A 19,559-nucleotide genomic window follows, 5' to 3' on the forward strand; every position below is an offset into this window, starting at 1 on the left:
TTGAACTCAGTGCCTGGCCTGTTGCTGGGCCAGGGCGCTGTCGGCGCGGATGTGACGCTGGTCGGCCACCCTGCGGGTCAGGCCGATGCGGTCGAAATATTCCAGAATCTGCACACTGCGCTTGCGACCGATGCCCAACATATCGCGAAACGCGGCCACCTGCACTATCGGCGTTTCGCTGGCCTGCCGCAGCAACAGCTCTGCCATGCGCTGTAGCGTCGCCTCTGGGTAGAACAGGTCACGCACCACCTGGTGCACCACACCAAGCCTAGCCAGCTTGCGCAGCAGCAGGCGCACTTCGGCTTCGGCGCAATTCTCCTCAGTTGCCAGCGTCCTGACCCAGGGCGGATCGTATTGCCCCTCCAGCAACTTCGGCTGCAAGCGCGCCCACAACGCACTGTCGGCTTCGCTCAACTGCACCTTGTGATCGGGCAAATGCAGCCAGGGCCCGCTGCTGGCGATGGCGCCGTCATCGAGCAGTTCATCCAGCAGGCTGACGAATGCCGGCCGCTCCAGCGGCAAGGCCGCAAAGCGACGCAGGCGGTCACGGTCCGGGCCCAGTTGGTCAGGCTCTTGCTCATGGAACCGCGCCAAGTGCTCCAGCACCTGTTGCTTCAGCGCCTGCCACTGGGTATTGGCGAACAGCAGCTGGCCCTGCCGCGTGGCCACCACCAATACCTCTTGTGGCAACTGCCAGGTCGCGCGCGGTCGATTGAACTGCCGCTCAAGCCGCTGGGGGTCGAGGCCACCGGGGGCGCTGGCGAGCAGTGCCGGCAGGGCCTGCTCCAAGTCCTCGGCATCCCGCAGCACCTGCAACTGGCGCAGGCGCTCATCGCTGCGGCGCTGCCGGCTTGGCGCGAACGGGTCGAGTACCTTGCCGCCCCCCAAGGTGCGCTGGGCACGCTGGTCACGCAGCACCAGGCGATCGCCGTGCACGGCCTGCAACGGCGCATTGAGCAGCAGCTGGGCGAACATGCGCTGCCCCGCTGCCAAGGACTCACCTTCGAGCAAGGCCACCCGGGCCGTTACATCCTGGGTGCCGAGGTGCACGTGTACAGCGCTGAAATGTTCAAACGCGCGGGGCTCGCCCGGCAGCAGGTTCAGCTCGATATCCACCCGCACGCTGGGCGCATACAGCCACTCGGGCACCAGCCAGTCACCCCGATGCACCTGCTCCATCGCCAGCCGTTCGGCCGTGATATTCAATGCCACCCGCTGGCCTGCCTCGGCCACCAGCGCGGCCTGGTTCTGCGCATGCAGGCCACGCACCCGCACCGGTTTGCCGGCCTTGCCCAGCACCAAGGTGTCGCCGGCACTGACCCGCCCGGCCAGCGCCGTGCCCGTGACCACCACGCCGGCACCGGTAACCGCGAAAGCGCGGTCGACGGCCAGGCGAAAACCGCCACCATCGCTGCGCTTGTGCACCGCTGCTTCGGCCTCCAGCAAGGCCTGACGCAGCGCGGCTATGCCTTCCCCGTTGATGCTGGAGACTGGAAACTGCCGCGCACCGGCATACGGCCCGGGCGCCAGCAGTTCGCTGACTTGCGCCCGCACTTCGGCCAGGCGCGCCGGCTCGACCCGGTCACACTTGCTGATCGCCACCAAAGCCTGAGGAATGCCCAACAGCTCGATGATCGCCAGGTGCTCGCGGGTCTGCGGCATGACCCCGTCGTCGGCAGCCACCACCAACAGCACCAGGTCGATACCGTGGGCACCGGCCAGCATGTTGTGGATAAAACGCTCGTGGCCCGGCACATCGATGAAGCCAGTCAGCGGTGCACCTTCGACAAGGGTCGCGTAGCGGTACCCCAGGTCGATGGTCATGCCGCGGGCACGTTCCTCCTGACGCTGGTCGCCGGCCTGCCCGGTCAGCGCCTGCAGCAGTGCGGTCTTGCCATGGTCGATATGGCCGGCGGTACCGACGATCACTGCACCGGCCCCAGCTGCAAGGCGGGTAATTGCGCCAGCCACTGGGCTTCGTCATCCAGTTGGCGCAGGTCCAGCCACAGGGCGTCGTCATCGATACGGCCGAGCACCGGTACCGGCAGGCCACGCAGTGCCCGCTCCAGCACATGCAGGCTGCGCCCTCGCAACTTCTTCGATACCTGCGGGCGCAGGCACAGGGCTGCACTGGGCAAGCGCGCCACCGGCTGGCTGCCACTGCCGATCATGCCCAGCGCCGGCTCCACGCTGACGACCCACTGCTCACCGAGCAGAGCCTTGAGCTCAGGCGCCAGGCGCTCGGCCTGGGCCTGTATCTCGGCCTGGCTGCGGGTCAACAGACGCAGGCTGGGCAGGCGCTCGGCCAGGCGGTCCGGGTTACGGTACAGCGCCAACACCGCTTCGAGTGCAGCGAGGGTGATCTTGTCGACGCGCAGCGCACGCTTGAGCGGGTTTTTCTTGATCCTGGCAATCAAGTCCTTGCGACCGACGATGATCCCGGCTTGCGGCCCGCCCAGCAGTTTGTCGCCACTGAAGGTGACGATATCGGCGCCGTCGGCCAACGCCTGGCGCACCGTGGGTTCCGCGGGCAGGCCCCAGCAAGTAAGGTCTAGCAGGCTGCCACTGCCCAAGTCTTCGAGCAGCGGCAGCTCATGTTGGTGGGCGATGCGCGCCAGCTCGGCCGTGGGCACGTGGGTGGTAAAGCCCTGGATGCTGTAGTTGCTGCAATGCACGCGCATCAGCAAGCCGGTGCGCGGGCCGATGGCAGCCTCGTAGTCGCGGGCGTGGGTGCGGTTGGTGGTGCCGATCTCGTGCAGCTTCACGCCGGCACGGGCCATGATGTCGGGGATGCGGAATGCGCCGCCGATCTCGATCAGTTCACCCCGGGAGATGATGCCCTCTTTGCGCGCGCCCAGGCTATTGAGCGCCAGCAGCACGGCGGCGGCATTGTTGTTGACTACGGTGACGGCTTCGGCGCCGGTCAGCTCGCGGATCAGGCCTTCGATCAAGTCATCGCGGTCGCCACGTTTGCCGGTGGCCAGGTCGAATTCCAGGTTGAGCGGATAGCGGGCGGCGATCTGCATGGCCTCGATGGCTTCTTCCGGTAGCAAGGCGCGGCCCAGGTTGGTGTGCAGCACGGTGCCGGTGAGGTTGAACACGCGGCGGACCTGGCTGCGCTGCTGAACGGCCAGGCGTTCGCCGGTGCGGCCCAAGAGGATTTCGGGGGCCAGTTCGGCGGGGGTGAGTTCACCGTTGCGGGCGGGGGCGCGCAGGTCGTCGAGCAGCTGGCGCAGGGTGGACAGGACCGCGTCGCGGCCGTGGCGGTCGATCAGTGCGAGGCCGGCCGGGTGGCGCAGGAGGGTGTCGATGGAAGGCAGGCGTAGGGTGTCGCTGGCGAGGCTTGAAGACATGCGGTACTACCTTGGCTGATCCGGTGTCTGTACTGGCCTCTTCGCGGGTGAACCCGCTCCCACAGGGTCCGGGCTGCACTCAAGGCTTGCGCAGTACCTGTGGGAGCGGGTTTACCCGCGAAGAAGGCAACTCGGTGTTCCAGTGTAGACACTCACCCACTACCCGGCGCGAGCATCAGGTTGGGTGCCAGGCGATGGAAGCCCTCCTCGTCCAGGCGCATATCCAGCACCAGGCTGGCCAGGTCGTCGGCCAGCGCCTCGGCCGCAGCGTCGTTTTCCAGATAATTCTGCTTCAGGTACGTATTGCACCCTGGGCAGCACTCCGCACGCAGCGGCGCCTTGCCTGGCGCATGGCGGTCATCCTCAAGACTGGTGTAGCGCAAGTCCTTGCTCGACTCGCAGTACACGCACTTCACCCGCACCACATGCCATTCACAGGCGCACAGCGAACAGGCCAGATAGCGCAGGCCATTGTGCTTGCCGCGGTTACGCACCACCCCGGCCATTGCCGGCGAACCGCACGCCGGACACTGGGCCAGGCTACCGGCGGGTTTAAGCTCGGGCGTCGGCAGTGCCAGCAACCAACTGGACCAGGCCGCTTGGAGCGCGGCCCCAAGGAACGGCACCAATGCAGCAGGCACCGCGTCGTATTGACCCGCCAGCAAGGCAATGCCCCAGCCCTTGCGCTGGTCGTCATCGCTGCCGCGCAGCACCTGCAACGCTTCACCCAACGGGCCCCCTGTAGCGCCGCTGAAGTGCTCAAGCAGGGCCTGCAACCAGACAAGCCACGGCCCTTCACGCACCAGGCTATCGGCCGCCAGCGGCGGCAAGCCATGACTTATGCACAGGCGTTGACGCTCCTCGGCCACCGGCATGCCACCGGGTGGGTTATCCACAAGCAGCTGCTGGATGCGGCATAACCGTGCGATCAGCCGCAGATAGTCGCCAAGGGCATTGCCATCGGACAGTTGCTCAAGGCGCGCAGCGCGCAGTTCGAACAGATTGGCGGGGGGCAGGTGCAGGAACGGCGGCGCTACCGCCGACGCTTCGATCTGCCCGGGTTCAAGTATCGTGCTCAAGCGCTCATCCTTCTTTTCGTCCGTGATCGCCCGGCGTCTTGTCGCCAGTCACTTCGCGGTACCACAACGCATGGTGCTTGCGCGCCCAGGGGCGGCTGACCCAGCCATGCAGCATGGCGCCGATCGAGCCCTTGATCCAGATACCGGCGTAGATGTGCACGATGATGCTGAGGATCAGCACGAAGCCCGCCAGTGCGTGGGCAAGCGATGCCAGGCGAATCGAGCCTATATCGAAGAAGTGACTGAAATAGGCCCGCCAGATCACCACGCCGCTGATCAACAACACCAGCATGCACAGCAATAGCGTCCAGAACAGCAGTTTCTGCCCGGCGTTGTATTTGCCAATGGGGGGCACGCCGTCTTCGCGGTTGACCATCACCCGATCAATGCGACGCAACCACAGGCGGTCGTTGGCGGTGATGAAGTTGGCACGCCAGAAGCGGAACACCAATCCGAGGAAAAACACGAACATCGCCACGCCCATGAACGGGTGCAGGATGCGCGTCCACGGCCCGCCGCCGAACAGATGGCTCAACCAGAACAGCGCCGGGTGAAACAGCGCCAGCCCGGAAAGCCCGGCCATGAAGAACAGGATGGCAACGATCCAGTGGTTGGTCCGCTCGTTGGCGTTGTAACGCAGGATGGGTTTGTTGTCGTTCATGGCCGCTGCTCCCCTTGCCCACCGGGCTGCTTCGGATCGTAGACATGCACCGCCGGGTCCACCTGGTGCACGCTGTCATCGGGCGGCGCTGGGTGCTCGTCCTCCTCTACCCGCTGCGGGCCAACCCGCACGTAGTGGAAGAACCCGGCCAGCACCGCCGCGCCCATGGCCAGTAGCGCCAGCGGTTTGGTGAAGCCCTTCCACAGCCCCACCAGCGGGCTGATCACCGGCTGGTCCGGCAGGCCGGCATACAATCTGGGCGTGTCGGCATGGTGCAGCACGTACATCACATGCGTACCGCCGACCCCGTCCGGGTCGTACAGACCGGCGTTGTCGTAGCCGCGCGACTTCAGGTCGACGATGCGCTCGGCGGCATGCACCTTCATTTCGTCCTTGCTGCCGAACACGATCGCCCCGGTCGGGCAGGTTTTCACGCAGGCGGGCTCCAGGCCCACGCTCACGCGGTCGGAACACAGCGTGCACTTGTATGCCTTGTGGTCCTTCTGCGAGATGCGCGGGATGTTGAACGGGCAGCCGGTGATGCAGTAGCCGCAACCGATGCAGTGGTCCTGGTTGAAGTCGACGATGCCGTTGGCGTGTTTGATGATGGCCCCCGGGCTCGGGCAGGCCTTCAGGCAACCGGGGTCGGCGCAGTGCATGCAGCCATCCTTGCGGATCAGCCACTCCAGGTTGCCGTCGTCGCGCTCGTGCTCGGTGAAGCGCATCAGGGTCCAGGTCTCGGCGGTGAGGTCCTGGGGGTTGTCGTAGGTGCCGTGGTTGTGGCCGACCTCGTCACGGAGCTCGTTCCACTCCGAACACGCCACCTGGCAGGCCTTGCAGCCGATGCACTTGGTGGTGTCGATCAGCTTGGCGACTTCCTGCTGCTGGCGTACCGAGGGCGGTACGGTGGTGGTGGCCGAGCGGGCAATGATGTCTTGGCTGGCCATCAGAGTTTCTCCACTTTGACGAGGAACGACTTGGACTCCGGCGTCTGCGTGTTGCCGTCACCCAGGAATGGCACCAAGGTGTTGGTCAGGTAGCCATGCCGGGTGGCACCGGTGAAGCCCCAGTGCAGCGGGATGCCGATCTGGTGCACGGTCTGGTTGTTGACCTGCAGCGGGCGAATCCGCTTGGTCACCACCGCCACCGCATCGATATGCCCGCGCTTGCTCGACACCCGCACCCGGTCACCGGCCTTGATGCCTTTCTCATTGGCCAGCACCTCGCCGATCTCGACGAACTGCTCGGGCTGGGCAATGGCGTTGAGCCGGCAATGTTTGCTCCAGAAGTGGAAGTGCTCGGTCAGCCGGTACGTGGTCGCCGCATACGGGAACTCGTCGTGCGTGCCGAGGGTGTCCCACACCGAGTCGAAAATGCGCCCGGCCGGGTTGCTGACCACCTTCTTGTTCTGCGGGTGCAGCGGGTTGATGCCAATGGGCGTTTCGAATGGCTCGTAGTGCTCCGGGAACGGGCCTTCGGCCATCTTGTCGATGGCGAAGAAGCGCGCCACGCCTTCGGGGTTCATGATGAACGGGTTCATCCCCGCTTCCGGTGGCGAGTCGACCTTGAAGTCCGGCACGTCGGTGCCGGTCCAGGCCTTGCCGCTCCACCATACCAGGCGCTTTTTCTCCGGGTCCCACGGCTTGCCTTGCGGGTCGCTGGAGGCACGGTTGTAGAGGATGCGGCGGTTGGCCGGCCAGGCCCAGGCCCAGTTCTGCACCTGATGCATGCCGTAGGGGTCGCTGTTGTCACGACGGGCCATCTGGTTGCCCTGCTCGGTCCAGCTGCCGGCGAAGATCCAGCAGCCGGACGCGGTGCTGCCATCGTCCTTCAACTGCCCGAAGCCCGACAGCTGCTGGCCGGCTTTGAGCGTGGCGCCGGTAGCGTCGGTAACGTCGGTGACTGCCCAGCCGTTCATCTCCTTGGCCAGTTCCTCCGGGGATGGCTCTTCGGGAATCTTGTACGGCCAGCTGATGTTCATCATCGCGTCAGGGTAGGCGCCGCCCTCGGCCTGGTAGCGTTGGCGCATGCGCAGGAACAGCTCGCTCATGATTTGCACGTCGGTACGGGTCTCACCCGGTCCGTCGGCGCCCTTCCAGTGCCACTGCAGCCAGCGGCTGCTGTTGACCAGCGAGCCATCTTCCTCGGCGAAGCAGGTGGTGGGCAGGCGGATCACTTCGGTCTGGATGCTGGCCGTGTCGACATCGTTGAATGGCCCGGCATTGCGCCAGAACTCCGAGGTTTCGGTAGCCAGCGGGTCCATGATCACCAGCCACTTGAGCTTGCCCAACGCCGCTGTCACGCGGTTCTTGTCCGGCAACGCAGCGATCGGGTTGAAGCCTTGGCACACGTAGCCGTTGACCTTGCCCTGGCTCATCATCTCGAACATACGCAGCACGTCATAGGCAGGCACGTCGAGCTTGGGCAGCCAGTCATAACCCCAGTTGTTTTCTGCCGTGGCGTTGGCGCCGTACCAGGCCTTCATCAGGCTGACATGGAACTTGCCGTAGTTCTGCCAGTACGACAGTTGCCCCGGGCGCAGCGGCTTGGATGCGCGCTTGTCGATGTAGGTGGCATAGTCCTGCTCGGCATCGCCAGCCAGGGTCAGGTAACCCGGCAGCGAGTTGGACAGCAGGCCGAGGTCGGTCAGGCCCTGGATGTTGGAATGCCCGCGCAGGGCGTTGACCCCGCCACCTGGCATGCCGACGTTGCCCAGCAGCAGCTGAACCATGGCCGCGCTGCGGATGATCTGCGCACCGATCGAGTGTTGCGTCCAGCCCAGTGCGTAGAGAATCGTCATGGTCTTGCCCGGTGCCGAGCACGTGGCGATCTCTTCCCAGACCTTCATCATGGCATCCTGCGGCATGCCACAGATCATGCTGGCCAGTTCCGGGGTATAGCGGCTGTAATGCTGCTTCATCAGCTGGAACACGCAACGTGGGTGCTGCAGGGTCGGGTCGACCTTGGCAAAACCGTCCTCACCCAGCTCGTAACCCCAGCCGGACTTGTCGGCATACACGCGCTTGGCCTCGTCGTAGCCGCTGAACAGCCCGTCCTCGAAGCCATAGCTCTCTTTGACGATAAACGACACGTCGGTGTAGTTGCGCACGTATTCGTGCTGGATCTTGTCAGTACTCAGCAGGTAATTGATCAGCCCGCCCATGAAGGCGATGTCGGTACCGGTACGGATCGGCGCGTAGTAGTCCGCCACCGAAGCGGTACGGGTAAACCGTGGGTCGACCACAATCAGCCGCGCCTTGTTGTGCGCCTTGGCCTCGGTCACCCATTTGAAGCCGCACGGGTGCGCTTCTGCTGCGTTGCCACCCATCACCAGGACCAGATTCGCGTTGGCGATATCGGACCAGTGGTTGGTCATGGCGCCACGGCCGTACGTCGGGGCAAGACTTGCCACCGTCGGGCCGTGTCAGACACGTGCCTGGTTATCGAACCCCAGCATGCCTGTTGCGCGGACGACCTTGTGGGTCAGGTAGCCAGCCTCGCTGGAGGCGGCGGAGGCAGCAAGGAAACCGGTGGTAAGCCAGCGGTTGACGGTTTGCCCCAGGGCGTTCTTCTCGATGAAGTTGGCGTCGCGGTCCTGCTTCATCAGATCGGCGACGCGGTCGAGCGCCTCGTCCCAGCTGACCCGCACCCATTCCTTGCTGCCCGGCTTGCGTACCTCGGGGTACTGCAGGCGGCTTGGGCTGTGGATAAAGTCCAGCAGGCCGGCGCCTTTCGGGCAGAGTGTGCCGCGGTTGACCGGGTGGTCGGCGTCACCTTCGATATGAATGATGCTCTGTTTGACGTTCTTGCCCGCATCGCCCTGGCTGTACATGATCAGGCCACAGCCGACCGAGCAGTAAGGGCAGGTGTTACGAGCTTCTTTCGTATGCGCCAGCTTGAAGTGACGCACCTGCTCGGCGAATGCCGGCGTCGGGGCCATGCCCAACGCCGCCAGGCTCGAGCCTCCAAGGCCGACGGCGGCGACCTTGAAGAATTGCCGACGGTTGAGGTCCATCGTGCACTCCTGATCAGGTGGTGGACGCGCGGAACATGGCCGGCGCCTCTTGGTAGTCACGGTGGCGGTTTTGACGGCCGCCAACAGGTAAGACTAGTCAAGAATCCGAAACGTGCGATGACCTGGGTCAGGGGCGATGCTGTTGGTGCATGGCTTGTGGTTGCCTGAGTACCTAGCGGCCCACTTCATTGCCTGACATGTAACTAAAAGAAAAAAAACCCTCTGCCAGGCAGTAGCCCCACGTCAACTTCAGAAACGGACTACATCCAAGGGCGACCGCCGCTTGCTAGCTTCGCGAAAAATCCTCGGGATGGTGCTCACATGAACAAGAACTGCAGCCGCGTCGCACTCTTGATGGTCTCGCTATTACTGGCGGCCCCGTCGCTGGCTGATCCTCCGAAAACCACGCCTACGTCCCCCATCACTTCCGAAGCCGCTCGAATAATGGCCGCCAACGCCGAGCGCGCTGCCCGTGCCCACGGCTATGCCATCGTCATCAGCATCGTCGACAGCCATGGCAACCTGAAGCACTTCCACCGCATGGACGGCACCAGCAGCGGCAGCATCCAGGTCGCGCAACTCAAGGCCTCGACTTCTGCTCGCTTCCCGCTTTCCTCCAGCTCGCTGGCAGACCGTAGCGCCGCACTACCCGCCAATCCCTACGCATCCTTGCCAGGCTTCACCCTGTTGGGCGGCGGTTTGCCGATCATCGACGGCGACGGCCAGCATATCGGTGGCATCGGCATCAGCGGCGCTACGCCGGAACTGGACGCGCAATTCGCCCAGGCGGCGCTGGATGGCGATGCCTGAGTTCACGCATAAAAAAACCCAGGGCAACTGCCCTGGGTTTCTGGTTTTGCGTGACGCCTGACCGCTCGAATCAGAAGGGTAATGAACACCTATAGCACTTAAAAATAGTAAAAACCCGCTAAGGACCTTGCTCACTGATAATAACCGTAAAGATTTTTGTTAAATTTAGGCTCTCATAACCCTAAATTCTTTACGCTTGACGGCGAAACCTTGGTCAAGATTTCGCCCCCCAGCTGCTAGTGGACAGTTCGTATGGAACCTAGGGAAGAGCACCAAGCGCTTCTGAAGCAAAGCCGATCAGGCCATAGAAGCTGCCATAGCTATCGAGGACAGCATGCGTCCAACGGATGTACTGATCGCTCTCATAGGCGTATGACTCTTGCACGCTTAGCCCTTGATAATGTCCGGCATTTCCACAAAACCGGTTGCATGGAAGAAGGAGTATCTTTCCTTAGAAGAAACCAGATCGAGCTTTACGATGTGATGGTTTTTAGCTGCCACCGTTGGAGAGCACATATAATAATTGAGATCGGTAGAGTCTAACTCCACGATAAGCGAAGTCACGTCTAGCTCGTAGCACGACTTCAAAACTTTGTGCTTGGTAGAAGGGAACTTAATTTTAAATATTTCATTGTAGCGAGGCTGAAAATATCGAATTAATCCCGCCTCAATCATACCAATTTTTTGCTGCTTATTTGGAGGATTACGGATAGTATTCATGAGCCGCATCTCATTTCGGTCAGAATTGTCCGCATCTTTGGCCCTTCCATCAATAGAAGTAAATATCTGATCATTTTCGAACTGATACATAAATATCATGATCTCTTTGTCTGGATAGTCATGATTAGTCATAGCAAGGATTTTTTGTAGTGTCGAATGGCTTTTGAGTCGGTCGTGAGCGGAGCGGTTGCCTTGGCCAAAGGCCTGACCGACATAAAGTGTTTCGTAGCGGTTCAGATCGCAGGCCCCTCTATCATCCTCTCGCAGATACATAAGGGTGAGTGCGCTAGCGGGTACGTACGTATCCCCTTTCTTACCATCTAGGTTACAGCTAACAACTTCCCGGAAAGGATACTTACATTCGACTTTAAAATCATTGCCATCCAATTTCCAAGGATATCCCTCGAATGGAATTTCGTGTTCAACCCCATCGATTCGATAGCAGACCGATCCCGACAGCATATGATTTTCATGCTTTAACTTTTCGGGCTTGAAGTAGGGTGAAGGCCTTGCAGCAATAATGTAAATATGACACTTATTCAGATTTTCTTGATCAGCAGGATCAATGTCACCGCCGAGCAACAACTGGTGTGCCGTCACTATGGACGTATAGCTATTCATGTAGCCAAGCCCAAATTCAGTAACAAACTTTCTTTTCATTGGAACGTTCATCCTCATTTAGAAACCTGAAGGAATGGAATTGGATCTTCTTCTAACCCCATCAAATTGGCTCTCGACACTGAGAGCAGCAGCATCAAAAATCTACGCCTACTTTTAAATTAGCTAACAAGGATGGGGAAGTGCCCTACGACTCACTCCCGCAAGCGCCTGCACCAATAAAAAGATAAAAATGGCACTACCAACTGCGCGCAAGCCCGCAAGCGCCCATTACCAAAGACAGTTCGCCATTTGAAATTAACAGACTCGACCTTTGAACTCGTCCATCCATGCAATGAGCTCCAACACATCCCGTTCGAAATCATCTAGTTCGACCGGAATCTGAGGTAACTCATCTGACTGTGAGTGCTCGTACACTGAATACCTGGTCATTAACCGGTCGATAAAATCGCAATCTTCGGCCATCACCTTGGCAACACCTCTTAGTTTCCCTTTAGTCATGACGTCCCGTCTGAAACGAATAACTACGTCATTCAAGAGGATGAACTCCACCGTTCGTTCCAAGATGATCCGAAAATCACTACAAGCGCTCTTCACGGCGAGGTCATAACCGTCGGCGTCCGCATCGGCCTGATGCTTTTTGAGCCTGGGGATGACGTGATCTCTAACCGCATTAAGCGCCTTGTCAGGTTTGGCATCTCGTAGACTGTGCTGCGCCAGAATTCCCGAGACTTTATCAAGACGTCGAAGCGACTGCACGGTGTGGGTAATTTTCTCGTTAGTGGGATTCTCACTGTGTTTCTTTATTACAGCCTCAACAAGTGCAATCAACGAGAGGCGGTGAGTGAAGATGATGACCTGCCGGGTCTTCGCCAATTCGACAAGCCGGGTAACAACCCTTTCCTCGAAATCCTGATCTAAAGACGAAATCGGGTCGTCAAAGATGAAGGGGGCAAGCTGGTTCGAACCAGTTGTGTCGGCCAGAAATGCCGCCAGTGCAACAATGCGGGTTTCACCTTCACTGAGTACGACATCGGGGGTGAAACCCGCCCGAGCACCGACAAGGGCGAGCCCAAATGTGATAACTCCTTTTCCTTGAGCCCTGCTCTGCGGCACAACTGGTAACCGCCGTCCACCAAGGGACTTCAACTCCGCATCAAAGCGGGCCTGATATCCAGCATCAAGCTCGGTGCGCCCAAGCTCGGTGCGCTTGGTTGTCAACGAATTGGTGGCCGTTAACTTAGTAGCTTTATCCAGCAGATCGACAGCTAAGAGCCGCTCACGCTCTGCGAGAATCGCCGGCTTGTTCTGGGCCAGCCACTGAAGCGCCTTGAGTTGCTTCACTCGCTTCTCGACCTGCTGCCGTTGCCCATCCTGCTGCAGCTGGGTGAGGCTGGTCTTCTCAGCAAGCAAGTCGGCAGCTCGTTTTTCCAATGCCAGATCGATAGGAGCCCAATCGAATGCAGAGATATCTCCCACGGCAGCACATTCCACAAACTGGGCTCGCCTAGACTTCAATGACTCATACAAGGCGCGGGCCGTGGCTTCGTCGAACTGCAACTGAGCCAGTCGCGCAATCCAGTCTTCAACCGAAGGCACCTGAATTACCTTCGCGATCAGTGCCGTACTGGCGGCCTCCGCAGCTTTCGCCGCAGTCTCGAGGCCGGCGGTGACGAAAGCCTCGAAGCTTTTGAGCCGACTGGCGCCCTCAGCCGTAAGCTCTTGCTGGCAGAGCACGCAGTGCGCACCGTCTGAAGTAAAGGGAAATTCGTGACCATGGTATGCATGAGCAACGGAATAGGCGCGCGCCTGCTCCCACATAAGTTTCCAGGCCGTCTCACCCACGCCTTGGAGAGGAGCATTCGCGAATGCCTGCTGCGCAACTTCGTTGGCCGCCTTTCTCGCCGCACCCGCTGATACTTTTGCCTTCGACAGCTCATCAGCCTTCTCGTCGGTGAGGCCTTCTTTCAACAGCTTCATTGCCTGCTTGATGCTTTCGGTGGCAACAATTTCCTTGCCAATCGTAACCAAGCGCCCCCCGATATCTTTTTCCGCGAGCAGAGCCTCAGCCTTGACCCGCTCGTCGTCCAAATCTTTTCCATACCGGCAATACGCCTCGACCTTCTCAGGAGAAACGGAGGCTTTGAGAGAGGAGAACCAGGCCTTCTCAGCGGTATCTGAAAGATCACCTGGGAACTGTGGAAGGGCACTAACGAGCTTTCCCTTCTCCCGCCCCAGCTCATCAGAAACCATGCCTGAAATCTGAATGAGCATGGAGATGAACCGCATGCTGCTCGGCTCATAGCTTGACTCAGTGCGCCCCATGTACTGAGTTGCGGCTTTTGAATCAAAAACTTGGGCGTACTTGAGCATCGCGTGGGGCTCGGCGCCAGGGTGCCAATTGATATCTCGGGAATTGCCATCAATCGTGATTCGGCATTGAGCACTGCAAGCATGCTCTTCATCGCTGAATACGTTCGGCCTGATTTCGTCCCGTGAACGAGATCCACAAAGCTGTTTGAGCAGACGAGCAAAACCACTTTTCCCCGAACCATTTTGCCCGTAGATGACAGTCAAACTGCCCATTCCGAATGGTAGAGATGCACCAGGTTTAATCGCGTTAACCCCGAAGACTTGGGTTAACTCTTCGACCCGCACAACCCGTTGCACCGCCCCAGCCGAAAATGCACCAGGAGCCACCTTCAGGAATCCAGGATCACCCTGTTTGGCCGCCTCCAGCTTGCAGAGTCGAACCAGCTCTGCAAGCTCGCCCTCATTCGGCAAGCGTTTGTTATCGATGAGCTGTTTGGCGGCAGTCTGAAGCCAACCATTACGGTCATTCAGCCACTTTTCGAAGTCACTGACTCCAACCGCTTCATTCGCTAGATCAGACATCCCTGTTCTCCACTTCTGTCGAGGCGCAATTCGGAAAGATAGCCGCACCATGGCTTTTAGCCACTATAAAATGAACTCGCCGCCTTCTGCAAAGGTGACCACAGTCCTAGATCTGCAGCTGTGCCGAAAATCCAGATTAGCCTTTCCATTCCCTTGGCCAGGAACGCATCTACGTTATATTTCGTTATCGACTTGGTTTACTCCGCAGAATCTCGATCAATCTCCGGCAGAGGGGCATCAAGCACCGCCTGGGAAAGGCCACGCTTTTGAGCGTTGTACTGCCACCGAACGAAGCGCTCCAGCAGCCGATTATTCTCAGCCTTCAGACGCTGGTTCTCATTTTCCAGACGATGGATGCGATGCTCCGCAATCGCTAGGCTTTCCGGACGCTTCGTGGGCTTGAAACCCGCCTTCTGCTGGGTCTTCTTATCACCGAACGCGCTCTTGATTCGAGCATGCGCATTGAGGGTCTGTCGGGTTGGGCGTGTACCAATCAAGCCTTCGGCTTCGTTGCACAAAGCATCCCAGGTGAGTTTGCCATCCCACCCATCAATCAGGCCGACCAGTAGCTCAATGTCTCTTGTCGTTAGATGCTTGGCCATAACTAGAAGGCTCCCAGCAGATTTCGCAGCTCATCAATGTCGGGCTCTGATGAAGGGAGCCTGCGGGAGGACTGGCGGGCAGCAAGCTCTCGCTTCAACGGGGTGTACTCTTGATCATTGCTGAGTCGAATGGCAGTTCCGTTCGGGAGGTCGGGTGATTCAAGCATCTGAATCAACTGATCAAGTCGCTCCAAGGTCTTGATCTGATGCTGGCTCCAGCGGTCGGCGCCATAGGTTCCTGAAGTATCTGCCGCCTCGGCCTTTTCAAGTTGCATATGGGTCAAATTACGCTGCTGCCTTAGACGATCAAGCTTTGTCACGTCGCCTTTCACGCAAACCTGTTCGGTGCAATTCAAGCAATCCCGATGCTTCTGGCAGGGCAGCATCGCGTAGTCATGTACGCAGAATCCATACTCAGTGACATGAGCGATACCGTCCCCTGCAGCCTCCAGATCCGCATAGGTAACGGGCAAGCTGGCCTTGATCTTGTCAAGTATCCCACCGACACCACAACTCCTGGCTAACTCAACGTACTCATCGTCTCTCATATGGTTGTATACAGCATTCTGATGGATGTTGGCCCGCCCTGACCACTTGGCGATGTCTAGCTGCCCCAATGCACCACGCTGTGCCACGGTATTGAGGAAATGACGCACCTGGTGAGAAGTCATCGAGATTTCACTGCCATCTGGATTCTTGTAACCGTGCCGCTTCCAGATGCTACGTTCCTGGCCGTCAATGAAGTTTAGGTCAGTGGTTAAAGTACTCGTACCGGGCATCCATATTTTGATAGGGCTCGGACTGAAGACCGAATGGAGTTCGTGCCCCCTGAAGCAACAAAGTGCCTCCGAGTACTTAATATTTCGCTCCCGATTTTTCCAAGGCCATCCGACAGGAAGTCGGCTATGACAGTAGTCATTTAGAAAAGCAAGCGTTAGCGGACCGCCATTTTTCTTCAAAGCATGATATGGTTCGTATTTCGAAAAAAACGCGTCCAATGCCCCTTTCATAGCCTTAATACCAAGCGCCATACAGGCTTGCTCATTAGTTAGCGGGTGGTTTTCAAGTACATTTGGACAATCTTTATGGCGGTAAAACCTGAAAGGATGGTCTTCATACCATTTCGCCAAGGCCCGCCCTGGAGCAGACAACTCGGTCAACCGACGCACGGCTTCAGTGGCAATATCCTTGAATATGGTCGGGATCCACTTAATATCCGACCCGTAACCTTTGCCGGCATAAAACCGTAGCCCTAGTCTTTCGACACCCTTGTCATCTGCTTCAGGATGCAGGCAATTCACCGGCAGGTCTTGAACCTCCGACACGCGAGATGGCGCGCACATCAGCAGCGCAAATACGGACGTGGTGAAACGATCCCGGGCACTCACGAGATCGTTGGCAAACATCTCCGCCATAGCTTCCAGCCAGTGATCCTCTGGTAGCTTTTCTGCTCGTTTTCTTTTGCCTTCCGCGTCTGTCCTGTCTATCTCTTTTGGCTTGCAGATGGGATTTCGCCAGGTAATCTGGTCGGGAACGATCCGACTTTCATTGAGGAACTCCACAAGCTTTACCAAGCTCACACCTGCCTGATAGCCCGTGGCCTCATATTCCCTCGCAACTTGACCCGCTGCGTCCATGACGAGTTGATCTACCTGCGTAATGTCCGCTTTGCCCTTGACCGTCAGCAGAGCCTTCTCAATGCAGCGGATCGCCTTGAATTCGTTTTTGAGCTTGGTGGGGGTGTGACCTTGTTGGTACCGAACATAGGCTTTGGAAAAGAGAATGATGTCTGCATTCAGCAACTGATCAGTCGTATAGCCCCTCGAGGGCGCCCCCATCACCGTAAAGTTACCGACCTTGGGCCAGGCATTGGCATACCAGTCCAAGTCTGCCCCGAATACCGTCAGGCGGTCACGACACATCGCAATGAAATCGTCCAGATTCTTCTGGCTGTCACGCTGATGCTTGGGGGTGAACAGTAGTATGTCAGCCATACACAACCTCTCTCCTGGCCTCTTTGCAACGGTTGATCACGTCACTCACGGCCAAGATCAATCGGTCGTTGGTCGAGGCGATCTTCAGATCTCCGCAGTTGTCTCGAACCCGATCCCGCTCCTCGATCAGGCGATCCAAGACCTCTTCGTGGGGGCCATCGAGCCAAGGCTGGAAGTGGGCACAGGTGTAACAAGCGACGGGTGCCAATGCGCCACAGAAGCCATAGCTGCCACAGGTGCCTACGTTGGCCCTGCCGTTCGAGATTCGGCTGCTCGGATCATCGCCTCGGCGTGCCTCACGCTCTGAGGTAACAAGGACGCCTCGAAACGCCAGGGCAAACGGTGCGAGCTGCAAGGCGACGGCCTTATCGATGCGCTCGACGATCTCAGGGATGTTTTTGACGTACACGCCTACGTTCTGGGTATCGGAGTGATCCAGCGCCTCAGCAATGACCAACTCCCCTCTCCCTTCACGGGCCAGATTCGTGCCAAGCGTGTAGCGGAAGCGATTAGGGTTGAGGGCGATAGACGCTCCGGTGCGTTCACTGATAACCGCAATCCTCTTCGCAACTCGCATCATCGCCCAATACACCTCTTTGGAGGGGATATGCAGCCGGTCGCTGTCCAGCAACACCTCGACATCGGAATCGGTCTCGAGAGAATGCGATACGGGAAACAACGGCAACTCATTCTGTACTTTCTCAAACAGCGGGCCGCCTGCCTGCTCGGAAAAGGCCGTTTTCACAGACTCCGCTTGCTGCTGCAAAAGCAGCCAAAGATCCTCAACAATCGCAAAGCGATTGAATGCAGAGCGCCAGGGTGTATTTCGCTGCTTAGCCCTGGGGAAATTGATCCAGTAGCTCCCTGGCGTATTGGAATCCAAGTCTTTGAGTTTGAGTGCCGCGATTTGGCCAGGGCGACGCCCCGTCATGGCCAATATCATTGACAGACACGTCTCTTCCAATGAAAGGTGCTGCTCGGTGAATGCATTGACCACCGCAGCGATAACCCCTTGGAGCTCAATATCGGTTAGCGGGCCATTCTCGGGACACATTGACTGGACAGCGAAGCCTTTCTCGTTCCCCTTGATGACCCACTTATTCAGCAGGGTCAAAACCTCATCAGAGATACCTGGGTATCCAAGCCTCGACCATTGACGGATCGCCCCGCGCAACACCCCCATGTACCACTCTGTTTTCTTATCTAGCGATGATCGGTAGGAAATCAAAGAAACGACGGAAAACAGCTCAGAGCCTTGCATCTGCTCGCAGTAATGTAAAAAGCGACCGAAGATATTTCTTGTATGCCAAGGCGCAGCCGTCCTGGCATAGAACTCCAATACACGCCGGACTGAATACTCGTTTTCCTGCAAGTAGGGCGTAAGAGAACTTATGGGAATGGTAACGTCCTTGCTCAATTTCCATCGTTCAGTGCTGAAATGCACCACATACCCATCCCTGGAGTAAAAGCAGTCAACTACAGCTGCCTGAAGAGCATTCTTATTCACCAGTCACCTCATCACCGGACTTTTTCAGGTACTTTTTCTGAAGTGCAAGCACAGCTTCGGCGGCTTTCTGTTTGGTGTGCCGCTTGTTGTAGGTTCGCGCCGTACCAGACGTCTCTTCCCATCCCATCAGATAGGAACGAATTTTTTCTTCTGTCACGGAGGACATCTCCGTGGCGTCGCTGTGCTGGGAAAAGGCGTAATTCCAGTGATGCCGGAGGGCATGCGCATGGACGCCAGAGTCCTCGATGATAGAGGCGACGCCCAACATCCACTTCTGAAAGGCTGAGATCGAGAGTGGGCGACCTTGAGTCGGGCCTTCCTTGTGGGTCACAAACAAGTACCCATGCTTCTTCGCCCCAGGCAATTTATTCCGATAGCGGAGCACGTATTCGTGAATCTGGGTGATGAGTTCCGGCGTGAGTGGAATCGTTCGCTGACGAGTCTTGGCCGTAGGCTGATGGGCCCGTGAATCGCCCTTCGAATCAGGACGCCTCACCACGCGCAGAGTGTTTTTGGCGAAATCCACATCATCGACCTTGAGGTTCAGCAGCTCTCCCCGGCGAAGCCCAGTCAGGCGGAGAATCATGAACATCAATGCATTGCGCAACTGCACTGCATGATCCTTGGCCGGATTGTGTTCCGAGCCAGGCCTAAGCGCCTGTTCCAGTGCCTCCACAACGGCCTCGTCCAGATATCGTTCGTCCTTGTCCGATACTGATTTGTTGGGCTTGCTGGGACGGTTAGCCCTGATCGACGCCACCATCAGCTTGATTTCCCTATCACCCCGACTGGATGGGCACAGCCGCTTGGCCAGAAAACCCAAATATTCGGCCACAACGGTCAACCTGAAATAGTGATTACTGGTGCCGACCGTCTTTGGCCGTCGAGTGATCGGGACAACCTTTTTATCTCGGTGCTCGGGAGCGAGAGCAAGCTGCAAGAAGTCGCTGAGCCCCCTCACTCGCTCTTCGCCAAGTAGCTCGCCTTGCGAAAAGAGCGACATCAGATCAATGCCGACCTGAGCTTCCCAGGCGTACAGGGCTTTGATCGCATTCAACGCATTCGCAATCGAATTGGCGGCCAAGGAACGCGACCGCAGATGCCACGTGGTGAAAAGAGTGGGGTAGTAAAGAGGCATACCTGAACCATCAACCAGCACCGCAAACCGCTCGCCGTCAGCAGCCACGAATCTACGCATCGATATGTCCATCACGCCTCCATAATTTACTTTTTTACATGGTGTGCACCAAAATAAAATCCAACAAGTTATTTTTTACATCCCCAAAACGAAGAAACCCCGCAAGT

The 19,559-nt window shown here is 58.4% G+C and carries 13 protein-coding genes; 1 reads left to right on the forward strand and 12 read right to left on the reverse strand.

The window, feature by feature from the left end; translation table 11 throughout:
* Positions 1-6: 6 nt before the first annotated feature.
* From selB to fdnG, 6 genes are all read right to left on the reverse strand, one after another.
* Complete coding sequence (selB, locus tag JOY50_RS20230; RefSeq protein ID WP_243055752.1) at positions 7-1,929, reverse strand: selenocysteine-specific translation elongation factor; 1,923 nt, start codon at positions 1,927-1,929, stop codon at positions 7-9.
* On the reverse strand, positions 1,926-3,353 hold the full coding sequence (gene selA, locus JOY50_RS20235) for an L-seryl-tRNA(Sec) selenium transferase (RefSeq protein WP_243055742.1): 1,428 nt from the start codon (positions 3,351-3,353) through the stop codon (positions 1,926-1,928). The genes selB and selA overlap by 4 nt, the downstream gene beginning before the upstream one ends.
* A gap of 152 nt (positions 3,354-3,505) precedes the next feature.
* Positions 3,506-4,432, reverse strand: coding sequence for a formate dehydrogenase accessory protein FdhE (fdhE, locus tag JOY50_RS20240; protein WP_243055743.1), 927 nt, complete (start codon positions 4,430-4,432; stop codon positions 3,506-3,508).
* Between the two features lie 4 nt (positions 4,433-4,436).
* Positions 4,437-5,093: a formate dehydrogenase subunit gamma gene (locus JOY50_RS20245; RefSeq protein ID WP_132846736.1), complete on the reverse strand. Its 657-nt coding sequence runs from the start codon at positions 5,091-5,093 to the stop codon at positions 4,437-4,439.
* Positions 5,090-6,040, reverse strand: a complete 951-nt coding sequence (gene fdxH, locus JOY50_RS20250) for a formate dehydrogenase subunit beta (protein ID WP_019471898.1) — start codon at positions 6,038-6,040, stop codon at positions 5,090-5,092. The genes JOY50_RS20245 and fdxH overlap by 4 nt, the downstream gene beginning before the upstream one ends.
* Complete coding sequence (fdnG, locus tag JOY50_RS20255; protein WP_138737139.1) at positions 6,040-9,108, reverse strand: formate dehydrogenase-N subunit alpha; 3,069 nt, start codon at positions 9,106-9,108, stop codon at positions 6,040-6,042. Before fdnG ends, fdxH begins: the two co-directional genes overlap by 1 nt.
* 321 nt (positions 9,109-9,429) lie before the next feature.
* On the opposite strand from fdnG, the gene JOY50_RS20260 reads away from it, so the two are divergent.
* Positions 9,430-9,918 carry a heme-binding protein gene (locus JOY50_RS20260; protein WP_132846733.1) on the forward strand — a complete coding sequence of 163 codons (489 nt, stop codon included), beginning with the start codon at positions 9,430-9,432 and terminating at the stop codon, positions 9,916-9,918.
* Between the two features lie 387 nt (positions 9,919-10,305).
* Here the strand turns inward: JOY50_RS20260 and JOY50_RS20265 are convergent, their stop codons facing one another.
* From JOY50_RS20265 to JOY50_RS20290, 6 genes are all read right to left on the reverse strand, one after another.
* The gene (locus JOY50_RS20265; protein WP_243055744.1) at positions 10,306-11,298 is read right to left on the reverse strand and encodes a hypothetical protein; all 993 of its coding nucleotides are present in this window, start codon (positions 11,296-11,298) and stop codon (positions 10,306-10,308) included.
* Positions 11,299-11,553: 255 nt separating this feature from the next.
* Positions 11,554-14,151 carry a hypothetical protein gene (locus JOY50_RS20270; RefSeq protein WP_243055745.1) on the reverse strand — a complete coding sequence of 866 codons (2,598 nt, stop codon included), beginning with the start codon at positions 14,149-14,151 and terminating at the stop codon, positions 11,554-11,556.
* A gap of 197 nt (positions 14,152-14,348) precedes the next feature.
* On the reverse strand, positions 14,349-14,753 hold the full coding sequence (locus JOY50_RS20275) for a hypothetical protein (RefSeq protein WP_243055747.1): 405 nt from the start codon (positions 14,751-14,753) through the stop codon (positions 14,349-14,351).
* Between the two features lie 2 nt (positions 14,754-14,755).
* Positions 14,756-16,747 carry an integrase gene (locus JOY50_RS20280; RefSeq protein ID WP_243055748.1) on the reverse strand — a complete coding sequence of 664 codons (1,992 nt, stop codon included), beginning with the start codon at positions 16,745-16,747 and terminating at the stop codon, positions 14,756-14,758.
* Positions 16,740-18,254 carry a site-specific integrase gene (locus JOY50_RS20285; protein WP_243055749.1) on the reverse strand — a complete coding sequence of 505 codons (1,515 nt, stop codon included), beginning with the start codon at positions 18,252-18,254 and terminating at the stop codon, positions 16,740-16,742. Before JOY50_RS20285 ends, JOY50_RS20280 begins: the two co-directional genes overlap by 8 nt.
* Positions 18,247-19,464 carry a site-specific integrase gene (locus JOY50_RS20290; RefSeq protein WP_243055750.1) on the reverse strand — a complete coding sequence of 406 codons (1,218 nt, stop codon included), beginning with the start codon at positions 19,462-19,464 and terminating at the stop codon, positions 18,247-18,249. Before JOY50_RS20290 ends, JOY50_RS20285 begins: the two co-directional genes overlap by 8 nt.
* Positions 19,465-19,559 lie beyond the last annotated feature (95 nt).

Source organism: Pseudomonas sp. BP01 (assembly GCF_022760795.1).
GTDB classification, from domain to species: domain Bacteria; phylum Pseudomonadota; class Gammaproteobacteria; order Pseudomonadales; family Pseudomonadaceae; genus Aquipseudomonas; species Aquipseudomonas putida_Q.